The following is a 20,516-nucleotide window of genomic DNA, read 5'->3' as shown; positions in this document are numbered from 1 at the left end:
CTAATTAAAACTGAGGTGCAAGCAGAGTCAGCTCACCGTCTTGGTTGATCACAATAACTTTATCATCCATGACAACCGGGGCACTATAGAAGCCTTTGCCTTCAGCATTATCCAATACAATTCGAGATTGGTAAGTGCCTTCACTCGTATTCAAAAAATGCACCGTGCCAAACCCATCCGAAACGACCAACGAATTATTTAGAACCGCTGGTGCAGTTAGTTTGCGACCTTTAAGGGCATTTTGTGACCACAGCTCAACGCCGTTACGACGGTCGATTGCGAACACACTGCCTGTTACATCGGTAACGTAAATTGAGTTACCCGATACAACCAGATTTTGATAACTGGCGTATTCACGTTGCCATACTACTCGACCCGTACGTAACTCAACCGAGACTAAAGAGCCGTTGTATGACACGATATAAACGTTCCCCCCAGCAATTACTGGAGTCGTATCTACGTCTATAATACGCTCAAGTTCGGTAGCACCGGCTGGAGTCGTTACCGTTGCCTCCCAAGCAACCAAACCAGAATCAGATACACTGACCTGTAATTTGCCAGCTGCCGTGCCAACAAAAACACCGCCGTTAGCAGCAGTAGGTTGAGAGATCCCTCGCAACGATAATGGAGGCACTTCCGATTCGTGCATCCATTTCTCTTCGCCAGTTTCTAGATCCAATGCGAATAGACGACCGGCGGTAGTGTTGACGTATACCAAGCCATCGCCAAACGTCGGTTTTGCTAAAATCTCGCCCACCACTGTCTCATCAAACGTGATGTCACCGGTCTCTTGGCTCAGCGCTAACACTCGGCCATCTTCGGTACCGAGCCAAATATTGCCGTCAAATGCAGCTAAACCACCAGCCACCTTAGCTGACTCGCCACTGGAAAACCAGCCACTGGCAGAGCCAATATTCGTTCGCCAGATGGTCTTTCCTGCTGCGTCCAGAGAGATGACGGTACCATTGCGGTCGGCGACAAAAATCGTATTATTCACTACAACAGGCGTTAAACGAGAAAAGAAACCTTCCGTACCCTTACCAATATCACGTTGCCACACAGTTCTAACGTCAAAAGCTGGTTCTAGAGGTGCTAGAGTAAGCACCTCTAGTTCTTCATCACTCTTAAATAAATCGGTGACCGGTTGTAAAACACTGCAACCACCGAGCAAGAGCAAACCAACTAACGTGGTCGCTAGGCGTAATTTGTTGCCACTCATGAAGCATTACTCGCCATTTGGTTTGCCAAATCGTCCAAGCGCATTTGAACAGATGGGTCATTTTGCGCCGCAAGCGAGCGAACAAAAGCTTCTCGAGCTGCTGATAAATCACCCTGTGCAACCAGGACATCACCACGAATTGCTTCTTGCTGAGCGGTAAATGCAGTACCCGTTATGGCATTGAGAGTCGCAATAGCTTCACCGTATTGAGTGAGCTGAAACTGAGTTCGAGCTAAGCGTACGCGCGCGACATTTTGTAAGGTTGCATCGGTTGTAGAAGCAACGACTTGCTGTAGCAACTCAGCAGCTTTTGCATAATCATCAGCTTGGACTGCTGCTTGTGCACCGATGAACCCAGCTAATGCAGCATATGCTGTGTCGCCATTATTTGCTACGAAATCTTGTGTCGCCGCTACAAGATCTTCACTTGCGAGAGTTTGAATCATATCGTTGTAAGCAGCAGAAGCAGTTTCTTTGGCAGTGATTTGTGACTCATCATAGTAACGCCAGCCCCATAGACCGCCCAATCCAAGAACGGCACCTAAAATGATAGCAGTGCCGTTTTCTTTCCAAAAACGTTTAATCGCCTCGACTTGTTGTTCTTCTGTTGCGAATTGTTCCATAGTAAAAATAACCTTTTTTAGTTACTAAAATATTGTGTTAAAACGTCGGCCAAATCATTTAAAGCCACTGTTGTCTGTGGTTCGTCACCACGCATATATTTGATTGTTACCTTTTGCTCAGTCGCTTCATCCACGCCGAGTAGTAATGTTACCGCAGCGCCTGAAGCATCCGAGCGTTTGAGTTGTTTTTTCATATTGCCACCACCACAATGTTGCATGACTCGCAAAGTGGTCAAATCACGACATATCTCACTGACCTTCATGGCATAGGCATTCGCCTCATCGCCTAATGCAGTGACATACACATCGACTGGTGGAGCAACGGAGTCAGTCAAACCCAGTTCTGTCAGGAGTAAAACAATACGTTCCATTCCCATCGCAAAGCCAACTGCTGGGGCGGGCTTGCCGCCAAGTTGCTCAACTAAACCGTCATAACGGCCACCAGCACACACTGTCCCCTGTGCCCCCAGGGCATCAGTCACCCATTCAAATACCGTAGCATTGTAATAATCCAAGCCGCGAACGAGTTTGTCATTAACGGTGTATGAGATACCCAAATCTGTCAAACGTTCACATAACTGAGCAAAATGCAGCTTTGATTCCTCATCAAGGTGCTCTGATAGCTTAGGTGCATTGGCAACGACGGCTTGAACTTGGGTATTTTTGCTATCCAATACTCGTAATGGATTAGACTCTAAACGACGTTGTGAATCTTCATCCAAAGCGTCAAAGTTTGCCTGTAAATACTCAACCAAAATAGCTTTATAAGCCTCGCGTGCAGCATTTGAGCCCAGTGAATTAAGCTGTAAGTGTACCTTGTCAGAAATACCAAACTGATTCCACAAGCGTGCGCTCATGGCGATGATTTCGGCGTCAATATCGGGACCGGCGAGACCATAAGTTTCTACACCAAATTGATGAAACTGACGATAACGTCCCTTTTGTGGGCGCTCATGCCGAAACATAGGACCTAGATACCAAAGTCGCTGTTGTTGGTTATAAATTAACCCATGCTGGTTCCCTGCACGCACTGCACTGGCTGTACCTTCTGGTCTCAGCGTCAATGAATCACCGTTGCGATCGTCAAAGGTATACATTTCTTTTTCGACAATATCGGTCACTTCACCTATGGAGCGTTTAAACAATTCGGTACTTTCGACAATCGGCATACGGATCTCTTGGTAGCCATAGGCGGCGACTGTATCGCGTAAAATCGATTCGACGTATTGCCAAATACCTGTTTCATTAGGCAAGCAATCATTCATCCCACGGATGGCTTGTAACGTTTTGGCCACTGCGTATCTCACATGGTATAACAAAAAATAAAGCCCATATTATATGGGCTTTACGTAATCAGGTATAGTGTTAAGTGTGTAAATTAACAACTTGCTACACTTCAGTGACATCAATGCGCTTAGAGGGATCAAGTTGCGCTGCTTTTGCGCGAATTTTTTGCTCCAATACGTCAACCAATTCAGAATTTGCAATGCGTTCTCGTTGACGCTTACCATCTTCATAAAAGCCACTCATATTTCGTGCCCCAGTCAAACCTAAATCTGAGATTTCAGCTTCACCAGGACCGTTAACCACACATCCAATTATAGAAACGTCCATTGGGGTCAAAATATCTTCGACTCGTTGCTCCAGTGCATTGACCGTATTAATAACATCGAACTCCTGACGAGAACAACTTGGGCAAGCAATGAAGTTGATACCACGTGAACGAATACGCAATGATTTGAGAATATCAAAACCGACTTTGATTTCCTCTACCGGATCGGCGGCTAATGACACACGCAACGTATCGCCAATACCTTCAGCAAGTAACATACCTAGGCCAACAGCACTTTTTACCGCGCCAGCACGTTGTCCACCCGCTTCAGTGATCCCTAGATGTAGAGGTTGGTCAATTTGCTGAGCAAGCAAGCGGTATGCACCAACTGCTAAAAATACATCAGATGCCTTTACCGATACTTTGAACTGATCAAAATTGAGCTTATCCAATATATCAACATGACGCATCGCAGATTCAACTAACGCTTCTGGCGTTGGCTCTCCATATTTTTCTTGTAAATCGCGCTCTAATGAACCTCCATTTACACCAATTCGAATCGGAATACCCTTATCTTTGGCACAATCAACCACCGATTGCACTCGCTCCATATTGCCAATATTACCCGGGTTAATCCGCAAGCAATCCACACCATATTCGGCTACTTTTAAGGCAATTCTGTAATCAAAATGAATATCTGCAACCAATGGCACTGAGACTTGTTGACGAATTTGTTTAAACGCTTCTGCCGCTTCCATAGTTGGAACCGAAACTCTCACAATTTCACCGCCTACCGCCACAATTCGATTAATTTGTGCAACGGTAGCGGCCACATCAGTAGTAGGTGTGTTCGTCATTGATTGTACTGCAATCGGCGCTCCATCACCAATCGGCACAGAGCCCACATTAATTCGAGTAGATTGACGACGTTTAATCGGGGATTCGGTAAACATAACTATTGCGCCTCCAATGGCAAATTAAATCGTGCAGTTCGATTATAAGGAAAACCAGACAAATCCACTGGAGTTCCAGCATAACTAATCGAAACGCCTGCAGGAGCTCCAAGTACTACAGAAAATGGTGGCATACCTGAAACGGGCATGACTCGCCCAGCGTCCTTCACACCATATGCAATATCGTTTCCTGTTGCATCAGTCACCTTAATCCAACAGTCTTCAGCAAAGGTAAAAACTAATTCAATCGAGGAGGTTTCTTCACTTAACTCAGTTTCAAAATTCACGTTGGCAAGCAATGGTCTATCCACATCTGGATCGGCGTTTTCTAATGCAGTAATTACTTGAGAAATATCTGGGGCACTTTGCTCTTGTTCAGTATTTAGGAGAGGGACAGTCACTAATGCTGATGGCTCTAACTCAGAAACCGTTTCCGCAGTAACAGAAACTGGATTTTCTGTAGACTCTGGTTCACTTAACGGTTTCAAATCTGCTGAGGGCTCTGTAGACGCTGAGGGCTCTGTAGACGCTGAGGGCTCTATAACCGCTGAGGGCTCTTGCACTATTGGATTAGCAGGCGTTACCACAAGAGAGTTGGTTTGGGTTTGTTGATACCACCAAATAATGATCATCAAAATCAATATGGCGACGACACCATAAGTTACCAACATCCAGCGGGAATCAATACTTTCGCGAGCCACTTTGCGCGAAAATGAAATCATTGGCGCATTGTACTGACTGTCTTCTGAATGAGCAGCATTGTATTGCTCGACGAGTGATTCTCCGTCTAAACCAAGAATTTTGGCATATGCGCGGATGTATCCCTTGACAAAGGTAGGGGCCACATTCGACAACGTTTCGTCATTTTCCAGCGCATAAATAATTTGCTCTTTTAAACAAAGTTGTTGCGCGATATTTGGAACTGACAACTGTTTCTGTTGCCGCACTTTATGTAGTTGCTGACCGACAGACGTCGATACCTGGCCGTGCTCAGTTTGCTCTGTCATTCCTGATAAATCCTTGGTTAAGGTTGACTTACAATAATTTTTTGACCGACTGATAAACGTGAAACATTTTCAAGATTATTCCATTTTATCAATTGGGCAACACTCACATTATACTTTAATGACAATCGATAAAGGGTTTCACCAGATTTTAATTCATGTACGATAAGAGTGCTTGCATCAACTTTTTCTTTTTGTGTGCTTGGTTCAATAATAGAAGATGGTTGAACCTCTTTAGAAACCACATCATCAAAGCTTACTTTCTGAGCGTTGGGATGCTGCGCAAAACGATCCACTAAGATACGAGCATAACGTTTCTTAGTGGATTTATCAGCTTGTACTTGAGCAATTTGATAGCGCAAATACGTTGAATCTGCAGTAATGCCCGTCACAGCTTCCCAGCGCTCAAGTGTGTCTTTGGCATTGTCATATTGCTTCTGACTCACTTGCAGTTCGGCCAATAAGGCGAGTACGGTAACACGTCTAGGCTGATGGTTAAGCGATTTTTTGAGATAAAAAATGGCCTTCTCAATATCGCCTTTGCTTTGTTGGCACACTGCAGCATTTTCATAAGTCTCAGCCGCCGCAATAAAATCACGAGCATTTACAGCCGCAAGAAAGCGTTGTTCCGCAGCGTCATATTCACCTTGGAGACACAAAAATGCACCGTAGGAATTACTGATTTCAGGATCGTTAGGTGCAAGACCAAGTGCAGTATCGTATGAATTGCGAGCAAGCGTTGTCTCACCTACTTGCTGGTAATAATATGCCATTCCAAAATGCGCATCTGCATACCGTGGTGCAAAGGATAACGCTCTGTCTAAATTAAACTTTGCTTGAGAATAATTCCCTGCCTGCAAATATGACAACCCCAATGATAATCTTGTTTTGGCAGCGCCTAGTGGGTCGGTAACTGTGTTTGCTTCTTCTTCCAAGGTACTGCCGCAGGCCATCAGCGCAATGCACACTAACGCTACAAATAAACGTCGCATGAAAACTCCTCGGTTGTTTTAATCTATCTAATTATTTAGCTATTCTAACGTCAATAGCAGGACCGTTCATCTGTTTTTTTAACATGCGTTTGGTGCGGTCGACCACATCACCAACGAGTTGTCCGCAAGCCGCATCTATGTCATCTCCACGGGTCTTGCGTACCATGACCGTATAGCCATCCGCCATAAGTACCTTGGCGAAACGGTCAATTCGAGAATTACTCGAACAGGTATATGGCGATCCGGGGTAAGGATTAAACGGAATCAAATTGATTTTGCATGGTGTACCTTTCAGTACTTTACTCAATGCATGCGCTTGTTCGGTCGAATCATTAATATGTGACAGCATGACATACTCAATCGTCACTTTACCTTGGTTGGCCTTGGATTTTTGCAAATAGCCACGAACCGAGCGTAAAAACGTCTCTATATTGTATTTTTTATTTATTGGAACAATCTCATTGCGCAATTCATCATCCGGTGCATGTAAGGAAATGGCCAGAGCGACATCGATTTGATCGGCTAATTTATCTAACGCTGGGACAACACCAGATGTGGAAAGCGTTACGCGACGTTTAGACAAACCAAAACCATAATCGTCCATCATCAACTCCATGGCTGGCACCACATTTTTGACATTCAATAATGGCTCGCCCATCCCCATCATGACTACGTTAGTGATTGGACGCTGTTTCGTATCTTTAGACAAACCTAATGTGGTTGCCACACGCCACACTTGTCCAATAATTTCACTGACTCGTAAATTCCGATTAAAGCCCTGTTGCGCAGTAGAACAAAATGTACATTCTAACGCACAACCAACCTGAGAGGAGACACACAAGGTAGCACGATCGGTTTCAGGGATCCATACCGACTCAACCTCTTGCCCACCTTCTAAGGTTAGCGCAAATTTGATCGTCCCATCTGACGCATTTTGCTGATAAGCAATTTCGGGAGCTTTGATTTCGGCATGCTCTTTGAGCTTAGCCTTTAGCACCTTATTGATATTCGACATCTCGTCAAAATCACTGACACCATGATGGTAAATCCACTGCATAATTTGATCAGCTCGGAAGGGTTTTTCATCAATACTTGACAAAAAATCTCGCATCCCAGCGCGATTCAAATCCAATAAGTTGGTTTTACCCGTATCAGTCATTTTCTTTATCTCAGTAGCGATGGCCACAGGCCAAATTCATAGGCTATTTTAAACTAAAAAGGGAGCCTAAGCTCCCTTTTCTCTATTTGGTTTTGCTTAGCGAGTGCGTGGGCAAATTTCTTCTTCTGAGAAGAAATACGCGATTTCACGAGCAGCTGACTCTGGGGCATCAGAACCGTGAACGGCATTTTCGTCAATCGACTCAGCGTAATCAGAACGTAAAGTACCTGCAGCAGCATCTGCTGGGTTAGTCGCACCCATAATTTCACGATTTTTCACTACCGCATCCTCGCCTTCAAGCACTTGTACCATTACTGGTCCCGACGTCATAAAGTCGACTAATGCACCAAAGAATGGACGCTCTTTGTGTTCTGCATAGAAGCCTTCAGCTTTTTCACGAGATAAGTGAACCATCTTTGATGCAACAATTTTAAGGCCAGCGCTTTCAAAGCGGTTATAGATAGCACCAATCACGTTTTTAGCGACTGCATCCGGCTTGATAATTGAAAAAGTTCTTTCTAAGGCCATGATAGGCTCCTTGTAATTCTTTGATCTAAAAAAATTTCGCAGATTATAGCAAAACCAGACAAAAACTCGAATATTTTATTTACTCGTCTTTTAATGCTCTTCGGCTGCGTGATTAATAGTGTATTTGGGGATTTCCACAACCAAGTCTTCGTCTTGCACAATCGCTTGGCAACCTAGACGGGATTCAGGCTCTAGCCCCCATGCCTTATCCAATAAATCATCTTCCAACTCATCTGATTCGGCGAGCGAATCAAACCCTTCACGGATGATCACATGACAAGTCGTGCAAGCACACACTTTTTCACACGCATGCTCGATACCAATACCATTCTTCAATGCAACATCTAAAACACTTTCGCCTTTTTTGGCCTCTAACACTGCACCATCTGGACAGAGTTCATCATGGGGTAAAAATATGACTTGGGTCATTACCGTCTCCTGCTTATTCAGAATTTAGATGTCTTGGACTTGTTTGCCCGCTAACGCTTGTTGAATGGATATGTCCATCCGACGAGCAGCAAAGGCTTGTGAGGCATTATCCACGACTTCAATTTGTGCCTTAATCGCATCAGTGCTATGCCCTTGAGAAATTTCAGCGAGAGTATCCATGCTTTGACGCAATTGTGCAAACTCTTCTTCACTTAATAACTCTCTATGTTCATCTAGGGCTGCTTCTAGTGCTTCAAGTACTCTTGCCGCTTCTACTTGTTGCTCTTTTAACATGCGCTGCTGCATATCGTCTTTTGCATTTGCCATTGAGGCTTTGAGCATTTCTGCAATGTGTTCTTCAGCGAGACCGAATGATGGTTTCACTTGGATTTCCGCTTGCACGCCTGTGCTTTTTTCTTGTGCGGTAACATTGAGTAAGCCATCCGCATCGACTTGAAATGTCACACGAATATGCGCAGCTCCCGCCGTCATCGGTGGAATCCCTGTTAACGTGAATTTCGCCAGAGAGCGACAATCATCGACGAGTTCACGTTCACCTTGTAATACGTGCACCATCATCGCTGTTTGCCCATCTTTGAATGTGGTGAATTCTTGAGCTTTTGCAACCGGTATGGTGGTATTTCGAGGGATAATTTTTTCGACCAACCCCCCCATCGTTTCGATACCAAGCGATAGAGGTAAAACGTCTAGTAACAACATTTCACTATCGGGCTTATTTCCCGCAAGAATATCTGCTTGACTTGCCGCCCCTAAAGCTACCACTTGGTCTGGGTCAATAGAAGTTAATGGTTCTTGCCCAAAAAATTCACCAACTTGTACTCTCACCAATGGAACTCGTGTTGAGCCCCCTACCATGACGACTGCTAACACCTCATCAGCGCTGACTTCTGCATCTTTTAAGGCTCTGCGACAAGCTTTTACTGTTTGTTTAACCAATGGCGCGATTAAATTTTCAAACGTTTCACGCTCTAGGGAAGCATCAAAGGATTGACCGTCTATCTCAATAGTTTGCGTAATAGAGGGGGCATCGCTCAATGCTTGTTTGGTCGCTTTGGCTAAAGACACTAATCGTCTGTATTGTGATTTTTGCAGCGACTCAGACAATTCCCATTGTGTTGTCCAGTGCTGCACAATTGCATGATCAAAATCATCACCACCTAAACTGGCATTGCCTCCGGTGGAGAGCACTTCAAACACGCCTTTGTGCAGACGCAAAATGCTAATATCAAAGGTGCCACCACCCAAATCATAAACTGCAATGAGCCCTTCTCGTCCAGAATCCAAACCATATGCGATAGCTGCCGCAGTGGGTTCATTCAATAATCTAAGAACGTGTAAACCAGCTAATTTCGCTGCGTCTTTCGTGCTTTGTCTTTGTGCATCATCGAAGTAGGCAGGAACCGTAATCACAGCACCGGTTAACTCATCGCCTAGTGAAGCCTCTGCGCGGTGACGCAGATGACGTAAAATGTCAGCTGATATTTCAACAGGATTTCTCGATTTACCATCTGCAAGAAGTGCTACTCCTTGGCTTTGTTGCACAAAGTGGTAGGGTAGATTCGGCCATGTTGCTAAAATTTCATCTTGGGATTTGCCAAGAAAGCGTTTTACCGAGACGATAGTATTGACTGGATCGTCAGTAGCATCTGCTTGTGCTGGAAAGCCGATAGTCTTTTCGCCACCGTGATAACGGACCACCGAAGGTAATAAAGTTCGGCCCTGGCTGTCAGGTAAGGTTTGTGGCTGCCCACTGCGCACCGTCGCAACCAGTGAATTAGTTGTCCCCAAATCGATACCAACGGCAAGTTTGCGTTGGTGTGGGGCTGCACTTTGTCCAGGTTCTGCAATCTGCAATAATGCCATGTTAAAAATCGTCCAATTTGTCTAATTGCGCCTCTACTTGCGCGGAAAATTTATAGATAAACGTGAGTTTTCTAATCTCATTTGCGATGTCTTCATTATCAGAGCCATCCTCTTCAAACATGGCGTCTAACGCTGTGAGCTTATCTTTTATTAGAGCTTGGATATCGTCTTGCATTTGTTCAAGTGCATTTTCATCTGAAGCGATTTCCTCTAGCGTTTCACGCCACTCCATTTGTTGCATCAAAAACTCAGGATCACCCAAGGTATGTTGTTCATTATCTATGGTTAACCCACGCAAACTCAACAAATGCTGTGCTCGAGTCAGTGGATGTTTTAACACGCTGTAACCATCATTAACTTGAGCATTTTTTTGCATAGCAATACGCCGGTCTTGTGCCGATGCTGTGGCAAATTTGTCTGGATGGGTGAGCTTTTGTAAGGTCTGATAAGAAGACGCTAACGCTTGAGTATCCAGCGTTAGCGTTTCGGGAAGGTTAAATAGTGAAAAATAATTCATGGTCTATTGGTTTATCATGCTTTAAGTTGCGTCATTAGACGTTAAAGCTTTCGCCGCAACCACACTCACCATTTGCGTTTGGATTGTTAAACTGAAAGCCTTCATTGAGCCCCTCTTTGGCAAAGTCTAACTGTGTACCATCAAGGTAAACAAGACTTTTACCATCAATAATGACTTTTACCCCGTTGTCTTCAAACACAGTATCGTCTTCATTTAGCTCATCAACAAACTCTAAAACATAAGCCAGCCCTGAGCATCCAGTGGTTTTTACACCTAAGCGCAAACCAAGACCATGCCCTCTATTTTGTAAAAAAGCATTAGCTCTTTGTGCTGCTGCGTCAGTTACTGTGATAGCCACTTATATCTCCTATAACTTTTGTATCTATGAACTAAGCGTTTTTCTTTTTGTAATCTGCAACGGCTGCTTTGATTGCATCTTCAGCTAAGATTGAACAGTGGATCTTCACTGGTGGTAAAGCAAGCTCTTCCGCAATATCGGTGTTTTTAATTGTGGTCGCCTCATCTAAGGTTTTACCTTTGACCCACTCGGTTACAAGCGAACTCGAAGCAATCGCAGAACCACAGCCATAGGTTTTAAATTTAGCATCTTCGATAATACCATTTTCACCTACTTTGAGCTGTAACTTCATAACGTCACCACACGCTGGCGCACCTACCATACCCGTTGCAACGGTTGGATCGTTTTTGTCGAATCCGCCTACATTTCGAGGATTTTCATAATGATCGATGACTTTTTCACTGTATGCCATAATTGTACCTTTACTTTTTTAACCTTTCATAATCTTTAAATTCATGCACTTGGCTAACGCCAAGACGCACAAACAATTTAGTGGTGAACCCACTCGACCGATTCTAGGTCTACACCGTCTTTATACATATCCCACAATGGAGACATTTCACGTAACTTATCAATTGCGTTACGAATTACATCGATGACGTAATCTATTTCAGCTTCAGTGGTAAAACGACCAAAACTAAAACGAATAGAACTGTGTGCCAATTCATCATTGAGACCCAATGCACGAAGCACATATGAAGGCTCAAGTGATGCAGACGTACAGGCCGAACCGGAAGATACAGCCATGTCTTTAAGCGCCATAATCAGAGATTCACCCTCTACATAAGCGAATGACACATTCAGGTTGTGCACTACCCGCTGTTCTAGGTCGCCGTTTAAGTATACTGCCTCAATATCTTTAATACCGTTCCACAAACGGTCACGTAAGACGCGAATTCGCTCATTTTCTGAGGCCATTTCCGCTTTCGCTAAAGCAAACGCTTCACCCATACCGACGATTTGGTGTGTCGCGAGTGTGCCTGAACGCATACCGCGCTCATGGCCACCGCCGTGGATTTGGGCTTCGATACGAACCCGTGGTTTACGACGCACATACAATGCACCAATGCCTTTGGGACCATAAGTCTTGTGACCTGAGAAAGACATCAAATCGACTTTTAGGTTCTGTAAATCAATTTCGACTTTGCCAGTAGATTGCGCAGCATCAACGTGGAATAAAATCTTGCGGCTGCGACACAACTCACCAATGGCTGCGATGTCTTGGATCACACCGATTTCATTATTGACGTGCATAATTGAGACGAGCACTGTGTCATCGCGCATCGTGTTTGCTAACACTTCAAGGTCAACCAAACCATTGCTCATCGGCTCAAGATAAGTAACCTCAAATCCTTCACGCTCTAGCTGACGACATGTATCCAAAACTGCTTTGTGCTCCGTCTTCAAAGTTATGATGTGCTTACCTTTTTTGTGATAAAAGTGTGCAGCACCTTTGATTGCCAAATTATTTGATTCGGTTGCACCAGAGGTAAATACGATCTCACGTGGGTCTGCATTAACCAAATCCGCAACTTGATTACGTGCAATATCTACTGCCTCTTCTGCTACCCAACCAAAGCGATGTGAACGCGAGGCTGGATTGCCAAAGTTACCTTCCATTTGTAGGCACTCGGCCATTTTTTTGGCAACCCTTGGGTCAACAGGGGTTGTTGACGAGTAGTCTAAATAAATTGGTAATTGTAATTCACTCATGGTTGCTCCACTTACAACTGTATATTCACGTTGATTTTTTGGTTTAAATGGTTATTGATATCAGAGGCTTTGTGAGAATGCTGTCTTTCAACTAACTCGCCCAAACTAATGCTGTCCAAAAACTCACTAATTCGCTCAGACAAATCCTGCCACAAATTGTGCGTCAAACACTTCTCGCCACCTTGACAATCTGCTTTACCAGCGCATTTCGTCGCATCTATGCTTTCGTTTACTGCTGCAATTACCTCACCCACCGCAATATCCTGTGGACGGCGTCCAAGACGGTAACCACCGCCAGGGCCACGAATACTCTCAACCAAGGATTGTTTGCGTAATTTAGCAAACAACTGCTCCAAATAAGAGAGTGAAATCTCTTGCCTTTGAGAAATATCTGCAAGGGGTACTGGTCCGTCAGTAGAGTGTAAAGCAACGTCAAGCATTGCGGTGACCGCGTAGCGACCTTTTGACGTTAGTTTCATCATCACACCTCATTTCATGTAATGGCGTAATTGTACAATCCCGACTAAAATAGTCAAGTATTTGTCCGACTATTTTAGTCAAGTATTGTTAATAAAATGTAACGCTAAATATGCGGGTCAAAATCATCGGGACTTTTTGCAGTGGTTGGCTCAATGCCTGAGTCAACAAAGTCTTGCAAATCGACTTTGGGCAAATCTTGAGTGCACACATCCCCCCCTATTTCTTGAATGGCATGGCACATTTCTACTACTTTATTGTCCATTTGATGTACATGCTCTAACAATAAACCTATCGCATTAGCAACTGGATCGGGGTTTTCATCGGAAACTGCATAAGCATCAAAGCCGTATTTTTTGGCAATTTTAGCTCGTTCACCTGACTCATCTATGGTTGGCTTGGCCATAATAATGCGCCCAGGAATACCAACCACTGTCGCATCGGCGGGAACGTCTTTCACGACCACGGAATTACTGCCAATCTTAGCACCTCGCCCCATAGTAATTGGACCGAGTACTTTTGCTCCTGCGCCGACGACAACATTATCTTCAAGGGTAGGATGCCGTTTGCCCGCTTTCCAACTAGTTCCACCCAATGTCACACCGTGATATAGAGTAACGTCATTACCTATATTGGCCGTTTCACCTATAACAACCCCCATACCATGGTCAATGAAAACGCGTCGACCTAACGTTGCTCCGGGGTGGATTTCCACACCGGTTATAAACCGCCCTACATTAGACAATGTTCTGGCTAGCCAATACCAGCCCCAGCCCCATAATTTGTGGTTTAAGCGATGCAACCAAATAGCATGCAAACCAGGATAATTAGTTATAATTTCCCACGCGTTTCGCGCTGCAGGATCTCTGGCGTATACACTTTTAATATCTTCTCTGATAGAACGAAACATATCAGTCTCTTTGTTTACTTTTTATCAATTGAGCTCAACATGCCACGTAAGATATTTAATTCGTGGCGCTCTGGGCGAGCTCTATTAAAGAGGCGTCGTAATTTTACCATCACTTGTCCCGGATGATTCTCTACCACAAACCCGGTATCCTTAAGCGTGCTTTCTAAATGGGCATAAAACCGCTCCAAATCTTCAGCTAGAGGATATTCTTGTTCGACATCAGGATACTCGTTTTGCTTGAGATAGCCCATGCGAATTTCGTAGCATAAGGTTTGGACTGCAGCGGCCAAATTTAAAGATGAATATTCAGGGTTGGCAGGGATGCAAACATGATAATGACATTGTTGTAATTCTTCGTTGGTCAGGCCGTTGTTTTCACGACCAAACACGAGCGCCACCGGCCCTGATAATGACTCTTTTACCATACGAACACCACACTCTCTTGGTTCAAGCATGGGCCAAGGTAATGTCCGTGAACGCGCTGAGGTACCAACCACTAAAGAACAGTCTGCAATCGCTTCTTCTAACTTCGAAACCGTCTTAGCTTGCGCCAGTACATCTCCAGCGCCTGCGGCAAGCGCACTGGATTTGCCATCTGGTGCTGAAATCGGGTCGACCAACACCAATTGACTTAACCCCATAGTTTTCATTGCCCGAGCCGTTGAACCTATGTTGCCGGTGTGAGAGGTATTCACTAATACAATCTTAATGTTTTCAAGCATGTCGAAATAAGGTCATCACAAAAATAGGTGCAAAGTCTAGCATAAGCATGCCTCAGACAAAAATTATCTTTGCGCTGTTCATTCTGATGCGTATAATGACAATGCGTTGGCGAACCTACACCAATGCAGTTCTTTGACAATTGAATTTTACTGATAAGCGAGACCGTGATGCATCCAATGCTTAACATCGCCATTCGTGCCGCGCGCACGGCAGGCAACATTATTACCCGTGGCTTTGAAAACCGCGATGATTTGAATATTGATATGAAAGGGGCAAATGATTTTGTCACTAAAGTTGACCGCGAAGCAGAAGCGGCCATAATCAGTAAGATTCAACAGTCCTACCCAGACCATAGTTTTCTCGGTGAAGAATCCGGTGAGACACTTGATAACCCAGATTATCAATGGATCATTGACCCACTCGATGGTACGACCAACTTCATCCAAGGGATCCCACATTTTGCTGTTTCTATCGCTTTAAAAATAAAAGGCAAACTTGAAATTGCTGTCGTCTTTGACCCAATTCGCGGTGATTTGTTTACCGCCACCAAAGGACAAGGCGCTCAGTTAAACGGCTTTCGCATTCGTTGTGGCAAACGTCGTGAGTTATCTTCAGCGATTATTGCGACAGCTTTTCCGTTTCGCGATAAAGCCCGAATTGCCGATTACATGTCAAAATTTACACCCATCTTAATTCAATCAGGAGATATTCGTCGTTCGGGTTCAGCAGCACTTGATATGGCCTACACAGCCGCGGGCAAATACGATGGGTATTTTGAAGCCAAGCTAAAACCATGGGACATCGCCGCGGGTATGCTTCTGATTCGTGAATCAGGTGGTGTGGTCACTGATTTCCAAGGTGGAGAAAACATATTGGCATCAGGTGATGTCGTGTGTGGCAATCCAAAAGTCACCCAACAGTTACTAAAATATTTGAACAAAGCTTAATTAATTTTGCGCGAAAAATGTTGACCTGTTAAACATACAAAAGCGACCTAAACACTCAATGTTAGGTCGCTTTTCTTTTTGCAATTTACAATAACGGGTCTAGGTCTTCGCCCTCTTTCTCAACCTGTTCAGGTATCAAGTCTTCTTTTGAAATACCTAATAACAGCGCAACTGAACTCGAGATATAAATTGAAGAGTAAGTTCCAATTACGACGCCAAATAACAACGCCGTTGAGAAGCCATGTATCAATGCACCACCTTTAAAAAATAGCGCTAACAAAACTAATATCGTTGTTACAGATGTAATAATGGTTCGATTCAGTGTCTGGGTCAGAGAGATATTGATAATACCTTCTGGTTCTTCTTTACGAATTTTGCGAAAGTTTTCACGGATACGGTCTGATACAACAATCGTGTCGTTAAGTGAATAGCCTATGACCGCTAATATTGCAGCCAATATGGTCAGATCAAACTCGAGTTGTAACACCGAAAACAAACCTAGCGTGATGATTACGTCATGCGCAAGCGCGCTGACAGAACCCAGCGCAAAACGCCATTCAAAGCGCATCATGACGTACAACAAGATACAAATCAACGCTGTCAACATGGCTAAACCACCTTGTTCCGTCAACTCTTCTCCCACTTGAGGACCTACGAATTCAATTCGACGCATGTCCACATCTGTGCCATCTGCCCGCAGTGACGCCATAATTTGGTCACCTATCTGAGCCGCTTTTACCCCATCGCGTGGAGCAATTCGGATTAAGACATCTTGTGAACTACCAAAGTTTTGTACGATTGCATCGGAAAAGCCAGCTTCATCCAATTGCGCTCGAATTTCATCAAGCTTAGCCGCTTTAGGGTAACCCACTTCTATGAGCGTACCACCAGTAAAATCTAAGCCCCAATTAAGTTGGTTTACCGCCAAAGAGGTAAGTGACCCCAAAATCAATAAACTAGACAAAACCATCGCAGGTATGCGCAATTTCATAAACTTAATTGTGGAGTTTATTTTTAATAATTGCATGTTATTCTCCTAAATCCACAACTTTTCAATGCGACGACCACCCCAGATAGCATTCACTAGTACTCTAGTTACAACAATTGCCGTGAACATAGAGGTGATGATGCCAATCATTAAGGTAATAGAGAAACCCTTAATTGGTCCGGTACCGACAGCGAACAAAATCAAACCAGCAATAAAAGTCGTGATATTTGCATCTAAAATAGTAGAAAATGCACTATCGTAACCATGATGAATGGCTTGCTGTGGCGAGCGACCTTCACGGAGTTCTTCTCGTATTCGCTCGTATATCAATACATTTGCATCTACGGCCATACCAACAGTCAGAACAATCCCGGCCATACCAGGTAGAGTAAGCGTTGCACCGGGGATCATAGACATAATACCCACTATCATCACTAGGTTAGTGACCAATGCGATATTCGCCACGATGCCGAAAGCTTTATAATAAAACAACATAAAAATCAGTACTAAAGCCAAACCCGATTGAATGGCAATCATACCTAATTCAATGTTCTCTGCACCTAGACTTGGACCCACGGTACGCTCTTCGACAATTGAAATAGGAGCAATCAAAGCACCCGCTCTTAATAACAAAGCCAAATCTCTAGCTTCTTTAGGCGAATCTAACCCCGTAATACGGAACGAGGCACCTAAGCGAGCTTGAATTGTTGCGACAGAAATAATCTCTTCTTTTTTCTCAAAAATCAGGTTGCCATTCGCATCTCGCTCACCCGTCGTTTTGTATTCTATGAATACCGTTGCCATTGGGTTACCAATATTATCTTTGGTTCCTTGGGACATCTTCGTGCCACCTTTAGAATCAAGTGAAATATTGACCTGTGGCACTCCGTATTCATCAACGCCCGAGTTGGCGTCCACAATGTGATTACCCGTTAGCATGACGCGTTTTTTGAGTAAATATGGCTGTCCTGAACGGTCATTGAGAAGAATAGAAGAAGGCGGTACTCGTCCATTCAATGCATCGCGAACATCGTTATCTTGGTCAACCATGCGAAATTCTAGAGTCGCAGTCGCGTTCAAAATCTCTTTGGCTTTCGCCGTATCTTGAATGCCCGGTAATTGAACCACAATGCGTTCTGCGCCTTGCTTTTGCACAACTGGCTCTGCAACACCAAGTTGGTTCACCCGCTCACGAATAATGGTAATGTTCTGCTTGACTGCGTTATCACGGATTAAGCGTAAGCGATTCTCGGAAAAAGCCACATCTAAAATGAGGCCGTCCCGTTCACTGAATAACAAATCACCGTTGCGGTTACGCAAAAAGAATTTAGCACTGTCTAACGTGTCTTGATCGCGAAATTGTACCTGGACATTTTGCCCGACCGGTTTTACCGAGCGATAGCGCAAATTTTCTTCACGCAAAGAGGTGCGAAAATCTCCAACCAAATCTTCCTGGGCTTTAGCGATAGCGGAATTCATATCCACTTCCATCAAAAAATGTACACCACCTCGTAAATCTAAGCCTAGCTTCATTGGCGAACCACCGAGATCAGCTAGCCATTGGGGCGTATCAGGGGCAAGGTTCATGGCTACAATGTAATCGTCACCTAACGCGCGCTGAATAGTTTCTCGGGCCACTAATTGGGAGTCTGAATCAAACAGCCTGATTAGGAGTTTGTCTACGTCTAATTCACTGCGTTTGGTTTTGATCTCTGCGTTCGCAAGCGTAGACTCAACACGTGCTAGCAGCTGTTCATTAACGACTGCATTACGGCTAGCAGAGATTTGAATGGCATGATCCTCACCATACAAGTTTGGCATAGCGTATAACGCGCACAGACCAAGTACGATGACGACAAGAAAATATTTCCAAATGGGGGTCTTATTTAACACGACCAGTCCTTAAAATTTGGCAAGGGGTAAAACAATAATGGGCACTTGTTAGTGCCCATTTGCGCTTGTGTTATAGCGACTTCATCGTGCCTTTTGGCAAAACGGCTGTGACGGCGTTCTTTTGTACCAAGACATTATTATTGTCGTTTAACGCAATTTCGATGAAATCTTTTTCATCTGTTACTTTGGTGATTTTACCCATTAAACCACCACCAGTAATCACTTCATCGCCCTTTGCCAAAGACGCAACAAGATTTTTGTGCTCTTTTACACGCTTAGCTTGCGGGCGGTACAATAAAAAGTAAAAAATCAAGCCGAACACAGCCAACATAATTAATAATTCAATACCACTTCCTCCTGCTGGAGCACCGGCGGTTTGAGCGTGAGCGTCTGCTATAAATAATGACATAATGTTTCTTCCTATGGTCTTTCAATTGTTATTTGTATTTAATATTGATTGTTAAATTGTAAATCAATCAGCTAGCTAAGGGCGGGACTTCCATACCTTTCGCTGTGTAAAACTCCGCTACATATTCGTCTAATCTGTCGGCGTCCAATGCATCGCGTAAACCCTGCATGACTCGTTGGTAGTAGCGCAAATTGTGAATGGTGTTCAAACGAGCACCAAGGATCTCGTTACACTTATCTAAATGATGTAGATATGACCGAGAATAATTTTTACAAGTGTAACAATCACATTTTTCGTCTAATGGTCCTGTATCCGTCTTATGTTTGGCATTGCGGATTTTAATTACGCCGTCAGTGACGAACAAATGACCGTTGCGCGCATTACGTGTTGGCATTACGCAATCAAACATATCGACACCTCGGCGCACCGCTTCAACCAAATCCTCTGGCTTTCCGACCCCCATTAAATAACGAGGTTTGTCTTCCGGACATTGATGTGCAATGTGATCAATCACGCGAATCATGTCTTCCTTTGGTTCACCTACTGAGAGCCCGCCGATTGCGTAGCCATCAAAGCCAATTTCAGTTAATCCTGCGAGCGACACATCACGCAAATCTTCATACATACCGCCTTGAACAATTCCGAATAATGCTGCCTCTGAATCTCCATGAGCATCTTTTGAGCGTTTCGCCCAACGCATTGACAATTCCATCGATACTCGAGCTTCCTCATGAGTCGCCGGATAAGGCGTGCATTCGTCAAAGATCATAACGACATCAGAGCCGAGTTCGCGCTGAACTTCAATCGATTTTTCTGGGGTGAGAAGAATTTTTTCACCGTTAATAGGTGAGCGAAAAGTAACGCCATTTTCATCAATTTTACGCAAGTCCCCGAGAGAGAAAACTTGGAAACCGCCGGAATCCGTCAGAATTGGCTTATCCCAGTGCATGAAATCATGTAAATCACCATGCTGCTGTATAATTCCAGTGCCTGGGCGCAACATTAAATGAAAGGTGTTGCCTAAACAGATATGCGCACCTGACTCAGATAATTCTTCTGGGGTCATGCCTTTTACGGTGCCATAGGTACCCACCGGCATAAAAGCTGGCGTTTCCACGATGCCTCGGGCAAAAATCAACTGACCTCGACGAGCTTTACCAGATGTTGTTAATAACTTAAATTCCACGAACTATTCTCGCTGTAATACGGCGTTGGATAAATCACGCCAAAATATGGCG

21 protein-coding genes and 1 pseudogene are annotated in these 20,516 nt (G+C 44.2%); 1 reads left to right on the top strand and 21 read right to left on the bottom strand.

Annotated elements, in window-relative coordinates:
- Positions 1-4: 4 nt before the first annotated feature.
- The 17 genes and pseudogenes from bamB to trmJ form a co-directional block, all read right to left on the bottom strand.
- A complete protein-coding gene (bamB, locus tag NLG07_RS06210) occupies positions 5-1,219 on the bottom strand; it encodes an outer membrane protein assembly factor BamB (protein WP_254854601.1) in 1,215 nt (404 codons plus the stop codon).
- Positions 1,216-1,842, bottom strand: coding sequence for a tetratricopeptide repeat protein (locus tag NLG07_RS06205; RefSeq protein WP_254854600.1), 627 nt, complete (start codon positions 1,840-1,842; stop codon positions 1,216-1,218). Before NLG07_RS06205 ends, bamB begins: the two co-directional genes overlap by 4 nt.
- A 17-nt stretch (positions 1,843-1,859) precedes the next feature.
- Entirely contained in the window at positions 1,860-3,137 is a 1,278-nt protein-coding gene (gene hisS / locus NLG07_RS06200) for a histidine--tRNA ligase (RefSeq protein WP_254854599.1), read from the bottom strand.
- Between the two features lie 94 nt (positions 3,138-3,231).
- A complete protein-coding gene (gene ispG / locus NLG07_RS06195; RefSeq protein WP_254854598.1) occupies positions 3,232-4,347 on the bottom strand; it encodes a flavodoxin-dependent (E)-4-hydroxy-3-methylbut-2-enyl-diphosphate synthase in 1,116 nt (371 codons plus the stop codon).
- Positions 4,348-4,349: 2 nt separating this feature from the next.
- Positions 4,350-5,354: a RodZ domain-containing protein gene (locus NLG07_RS06190; protein WP_254854595.1), complete on the bottom strand. Its 1,005-nt coding sequence runs from the start codon at positions 5,352-5,354 to the stop codon at positions 4,350-4,352.
- 17 nt (positions 5,355-5,371) lie between these two features.
- Positions 5,372-6,343 carry a type IV pilus biogenesis/stability protein PilW gene (pilW, locus tag NLG07_RS06185; protein WP_254854594.1) on the bottom strand — a complete coding sequence of 324 codons (972 nt, stop codon included), beginning with the start codon at positions 6,341-6,343 and terminating at the stop codon, positions 5,372-5,374.
- 31 nt (positions 6,344-6,374) lie between these two features.
- Positions 6,375-7,502, bottom strand: a complete 1,128-nt coding sequence (locus NLG07_RS06180) for a bifunctional tRNA (adenosine(37)-C2)-methyltransferase TrmG/ribosomal RNA large subunit methyltransferase RlmN (protein ID WP_254856822.1) — start codon at positions 7,500-7,502, stop codon at positions 6,375-6,377.
- Positions 7,503-7,598: 96 nt separating this feature from the next.
- The gene (gene ndk / locus NLG07_RS06175; protein WP_254854592.1) at positions 7,599-8,030 is read right to left on the bottom strand and encodes a nucleoside-diphosphate kinase; all 432 of its coding nucleotides are present in this window, start codon (positions 8,028-8,030) and stop codon (positions 7,599-7,601) included.
- 90 nt (positions 8,031-8,120) lie between these two features.
- Positions 8,121-8,459: an ISC system 2Fe-2S type ferredoxin gene (gene fdx / locus NLG07_RS06170; RefSeq protein WP_254854590.1), complete on the bottom strand. Its 339-nt coding sequence runs from the start codon at positions 8,457-8,459 to the stop codon at positions 8,121-8,123.
- 24 nt (positions 8,460-8,483) lie between these two features.
- On the bottom strand, positions 8,484-10,343 hold the full coding sequence (hscA, locus tag NLG07_RS06165) for a Fe-S protein assembly chaperone HscA (protein WP_254854588.1): 1,860 nt from the start codon (positions 10,341-10,343) through the stop codon (positions 8,484-8,486).
- A gap of 1 nt (position 10,344) precedes the next feature.
- On the bottom strand, positions 10,345-10,860 hold the full coding sequence (hscB, locus tag NLG07_RS06160) for a Fe-S protein assembly co-chaperone HscB (protein WP_254854587.1): 516 nt from the start codon (positions 10,858-10,860) through the stop codon (positions 10,345-10,347).
- Between the two features lie 34 nt (positions 10,861-10,894).
- Positions 10,895-11,218, bottom strand: coding sequence for an iron-sulfur cluster assembly protein IscA (iscA, locus tag NLG07_RS06155; protein ID WP_254854586.1), 324 nt, complete (start codon positions 11,216-11,218; stop codon positions 10,895-10,897).
- 31 nt (positions 11,219-11,249) lie between these two features.
- Complete coding sequence (gene iscU / locus NLG07_RS06150) at positions 11,250-11,630, bottom strand: Fe-S cluster assembly scaffold IscU (protein ID WP_254854585.1); 381 nt, start codon at positions 11,628-11,630, stop codon at positions 11,250-11,252.
- Between the two features lie 77 nt (positions 11,631-11,707).
- Positions 11,708-12,931 carry an IscS subfamily cysteine desulfurase gene (locus tag NLG07_RS06145; RefSeq protein ID WP_254854584.1) on the bottom strand — a complete coding sequence of 408 codons (1,224 nt, stop codon included), beginning with the start codon at positions 12,929-12,931 and terminating at the stop codon, positions 11,708-11,710.
- Between the two features lie 11 nt (positions 12,932-12,942).
- Positions 12,943-13,410, bottom strand: coding sequence for a Fe-S cluster assembly transcriptional regulator IscR (gene iscR, locus NLG07_RS06140; RefSeq protein WP_254856821.1), 468 nt, complete (start codon positions 13,408-13,410; stop codon positions 12,943-12,945).
- Between the two features lie 104 nt (positions 13,411-13,514).
- Positions 13,515-14,321 (bottom strand): annotated as a pseudogene (gene cysE, locus NLG07_RS06135) (serine O-acetyltransferase); the annotation flags it as partial.
- Positions 14,322-14,332: 11 nt separating this feature from the next.
- Positions 14,333-15,040: a tRNA (cytosine(32)/uridine(32)-2'-O)-methyltransferase TrmJ gene (trmJ, locus tag NLG07_RS06130; RefSeq protein WP_254854582.1), complete on the bottom strand. Its 708-nt coding sequence runs from the start codon at positions 15,038-15,040 to the stop codon at positions 14,333-14,335.
- Positions 15,041-15,208: 168 nt separating this feature from the next.
- Between trmJ and suhB the strand changes: the two genes are divergently transcribed.
- Complete coding sequence (suhB, locus tag NLG07_RS06125; RefSeq protein ID WP_254854580.1) at positions 15,209-15,988, top strand: inositol-1-monophosphatase; 780 nt, start codon at positions 15,209-15,211, stop codon at positions 15,986-15,988.
- A gap of 85 nt (positions 15,989-16,073) precedes the next feature.
- Here the strand turns inward: suhB and secF are convergent, their stop codons facing one another.
- The 4 genes from secF to tgt all read right to left on the bottom strand — a co-directional run bounded on the left by secF (position 16,074) and on the right by tgt (position 20,464).
- Positions 16,074-17,015, bottom strand: a complete 942-nt coding sequence (gene secF / locus NLG07_RS06120; RefSeq protein ID WP_254854579.1) for a protein translocase subunit SecF — start codon at positions 17,013-17,015, stop codon at positions 16,074-16,076.
- Positions 17,016-17,024: 9 nt separating this feature from the next.
- Complete coding sequence (gene secD, locus NLG07_RS06115; RefSeq protein WP_254854576.1) at positions 17,025-18,869, bottom strand: protein translocase subunit SecD; 1,845 nt, start codon at positions 18,867-18,869, stop codon at positions 17,025-17,027.
- 70 nt (positions 18,870-18,939) lie between these two features.
- The gene (gene yajC / locus NLG07_RS06110; protein WP_254854575.1) at positions 18,940-19,278 is read right to left on the bottom strand and encodes a preprotein translocase subunit YajC; all 339 of its coding nucleotides are present in this window, start codon (positions 19,276-19,278) and stop codon (positions 18,940-18,942) included.
- A 67-nt stretch (positions 19,279-19,345) separates the two neighbouring features.
- A complete protein-coding gene (gene tgt, locus NLG07_RS06105; RefSeq protein ID WP_254854574.1) occupies positions 19,346-20,464 on the bottom strand; it encodes a tRNA guanosine(34) transglycosylase Tgt in 1,119 nt (372 codons plus the stop codon).
- Between the last annotated feature and the right edge of the window lie 52 nt (positions 20,465-20,516).

Origin of the sequence: Alteromonas sp. LMIT006 (assembly GCF_024300645.1) — a bacterium.
GTDB lineage: Bacteria > Pseudomonadota > Gammaproteobacteria > Enterobacterales > Alteromonadaceae > Opacimonas > Opacimonas immobilis.
The sequence above is the reverse complement of the archived record's forward strand: the minus strand, read 5'-3'. Positions and strand labels throughout refer to the sequence as shown.

Bases quoted from the DNA above. Each gene is read 5' to 3' on its own strand.
- bamB (WP_254854601.1), bottom strand. From the start codon at position 1,219: ATGAGTGGCAACAAATTACGCCTAGCGACCACGTTAGTTGGTTTGCTC.
- NLG07_RS06205 (WP_254854600.1), bottom strand. From the start codon at position 1,842: ATGGAACAATTCGCAACAGAAGAACAACAAGTCGAGGCGATTAAACGT.
- ispG (WP_254854598.1), bottom strand. From the start codon at position 4,347: ATGTTTACCGAATCCCCGATTAAACGTCGTCAATCTACTCGAATTAAT.
- NLG07_RS06190 (WP_254854595.1), bottom strand. From the start codon at position 5,354: ATGACAGAGCAAACTGAGCACGGCCAGGTATCGACGTCTGTCGGTCAG.
- pilW (WP_254854594.1), bottom strand. From the start codon at position 6,343: ATGCGACGTTTATTTGTAGCGTTAGTGTGCATTGCGCTGATGGCCTGC.
- NLG07_RS06180 (WP_254856822.1), bottom strand. From the start codon at position 7,502: ATGACTGATACGGGTAAAACCAACTTATTGGATTTGAATCGCGCTGGG.
- ndk (WP_254854592.1), bottom strand. From the start codon at position 8,030: ATGGCCTTAGAAAGAACTTTTTCAATTATCAAGCCGGATGCAGTCGCT.
- fdx (WP_254854590.1), bottom strand. From the start codon at position 8,459: ATGACCCAAGTCATATTTTTACCCCATGATGAACTCTGTCCAGATGGT.
- hscA (WP_254854588.1), bottom strand. From the start codon at position 10,343: ATGGCATTATTGCAGATTGCAGAACCTGGACAAAGTGCAGCCCCACAC.
- hscB (WP_254854587.1), bottom strand. From the start codon at position 10,860: ATGAATTATTTTTCACTATTTAACCTTCCCGAAACGCTAACGCTGGAT.
- iscU (WP_254854585.1), bottom strand. From the start codon at position 11,630: ATGGCATACAGTGAAAAAGTCATCGATCATTATGAAAATCCTCGAAAT.
- NLG07_RS06145 (WP_254854584.1), bottom strand. From the start codon at position 12,931: ATGAGTGAATTACAATTACCAATTTATTTAGACTACTCGTCAACAACC.
- iscR (WP_254856821.1), bottom strand. From the start codon at position 13,410: ATGAAACTAACGTCAAAAGGTCGCTACGCGGTCACCGCAATGCTTGAC.
- trmJ (WP_254854582.1), bottom strand. From the start codon at position 15,040: ATGCTTGAAAACATTAAGATTGTATTAGTGAATACCTCTCACACCGGC.
- suhB (WP_254854580.1), top strand. From the start codon at position 15,209: ATGCATCCAATGCTTAACATCGCCATTCGTGCCGCGCGCACGGCAGGC.
- secF (WP_254854579.1), bottom strand. From the start codon at position 17,015: ATGCAATTATTAAAAATAAACTCCACAATTAAGTTTATGAAATTGCGC.
- yajC (WP_254854575.1), bottom strand. From the start codon at position 19,278: ATGTCATTATTTATAGCAGACGCTCACGCTCAAACCGCCGGTGCTCCA.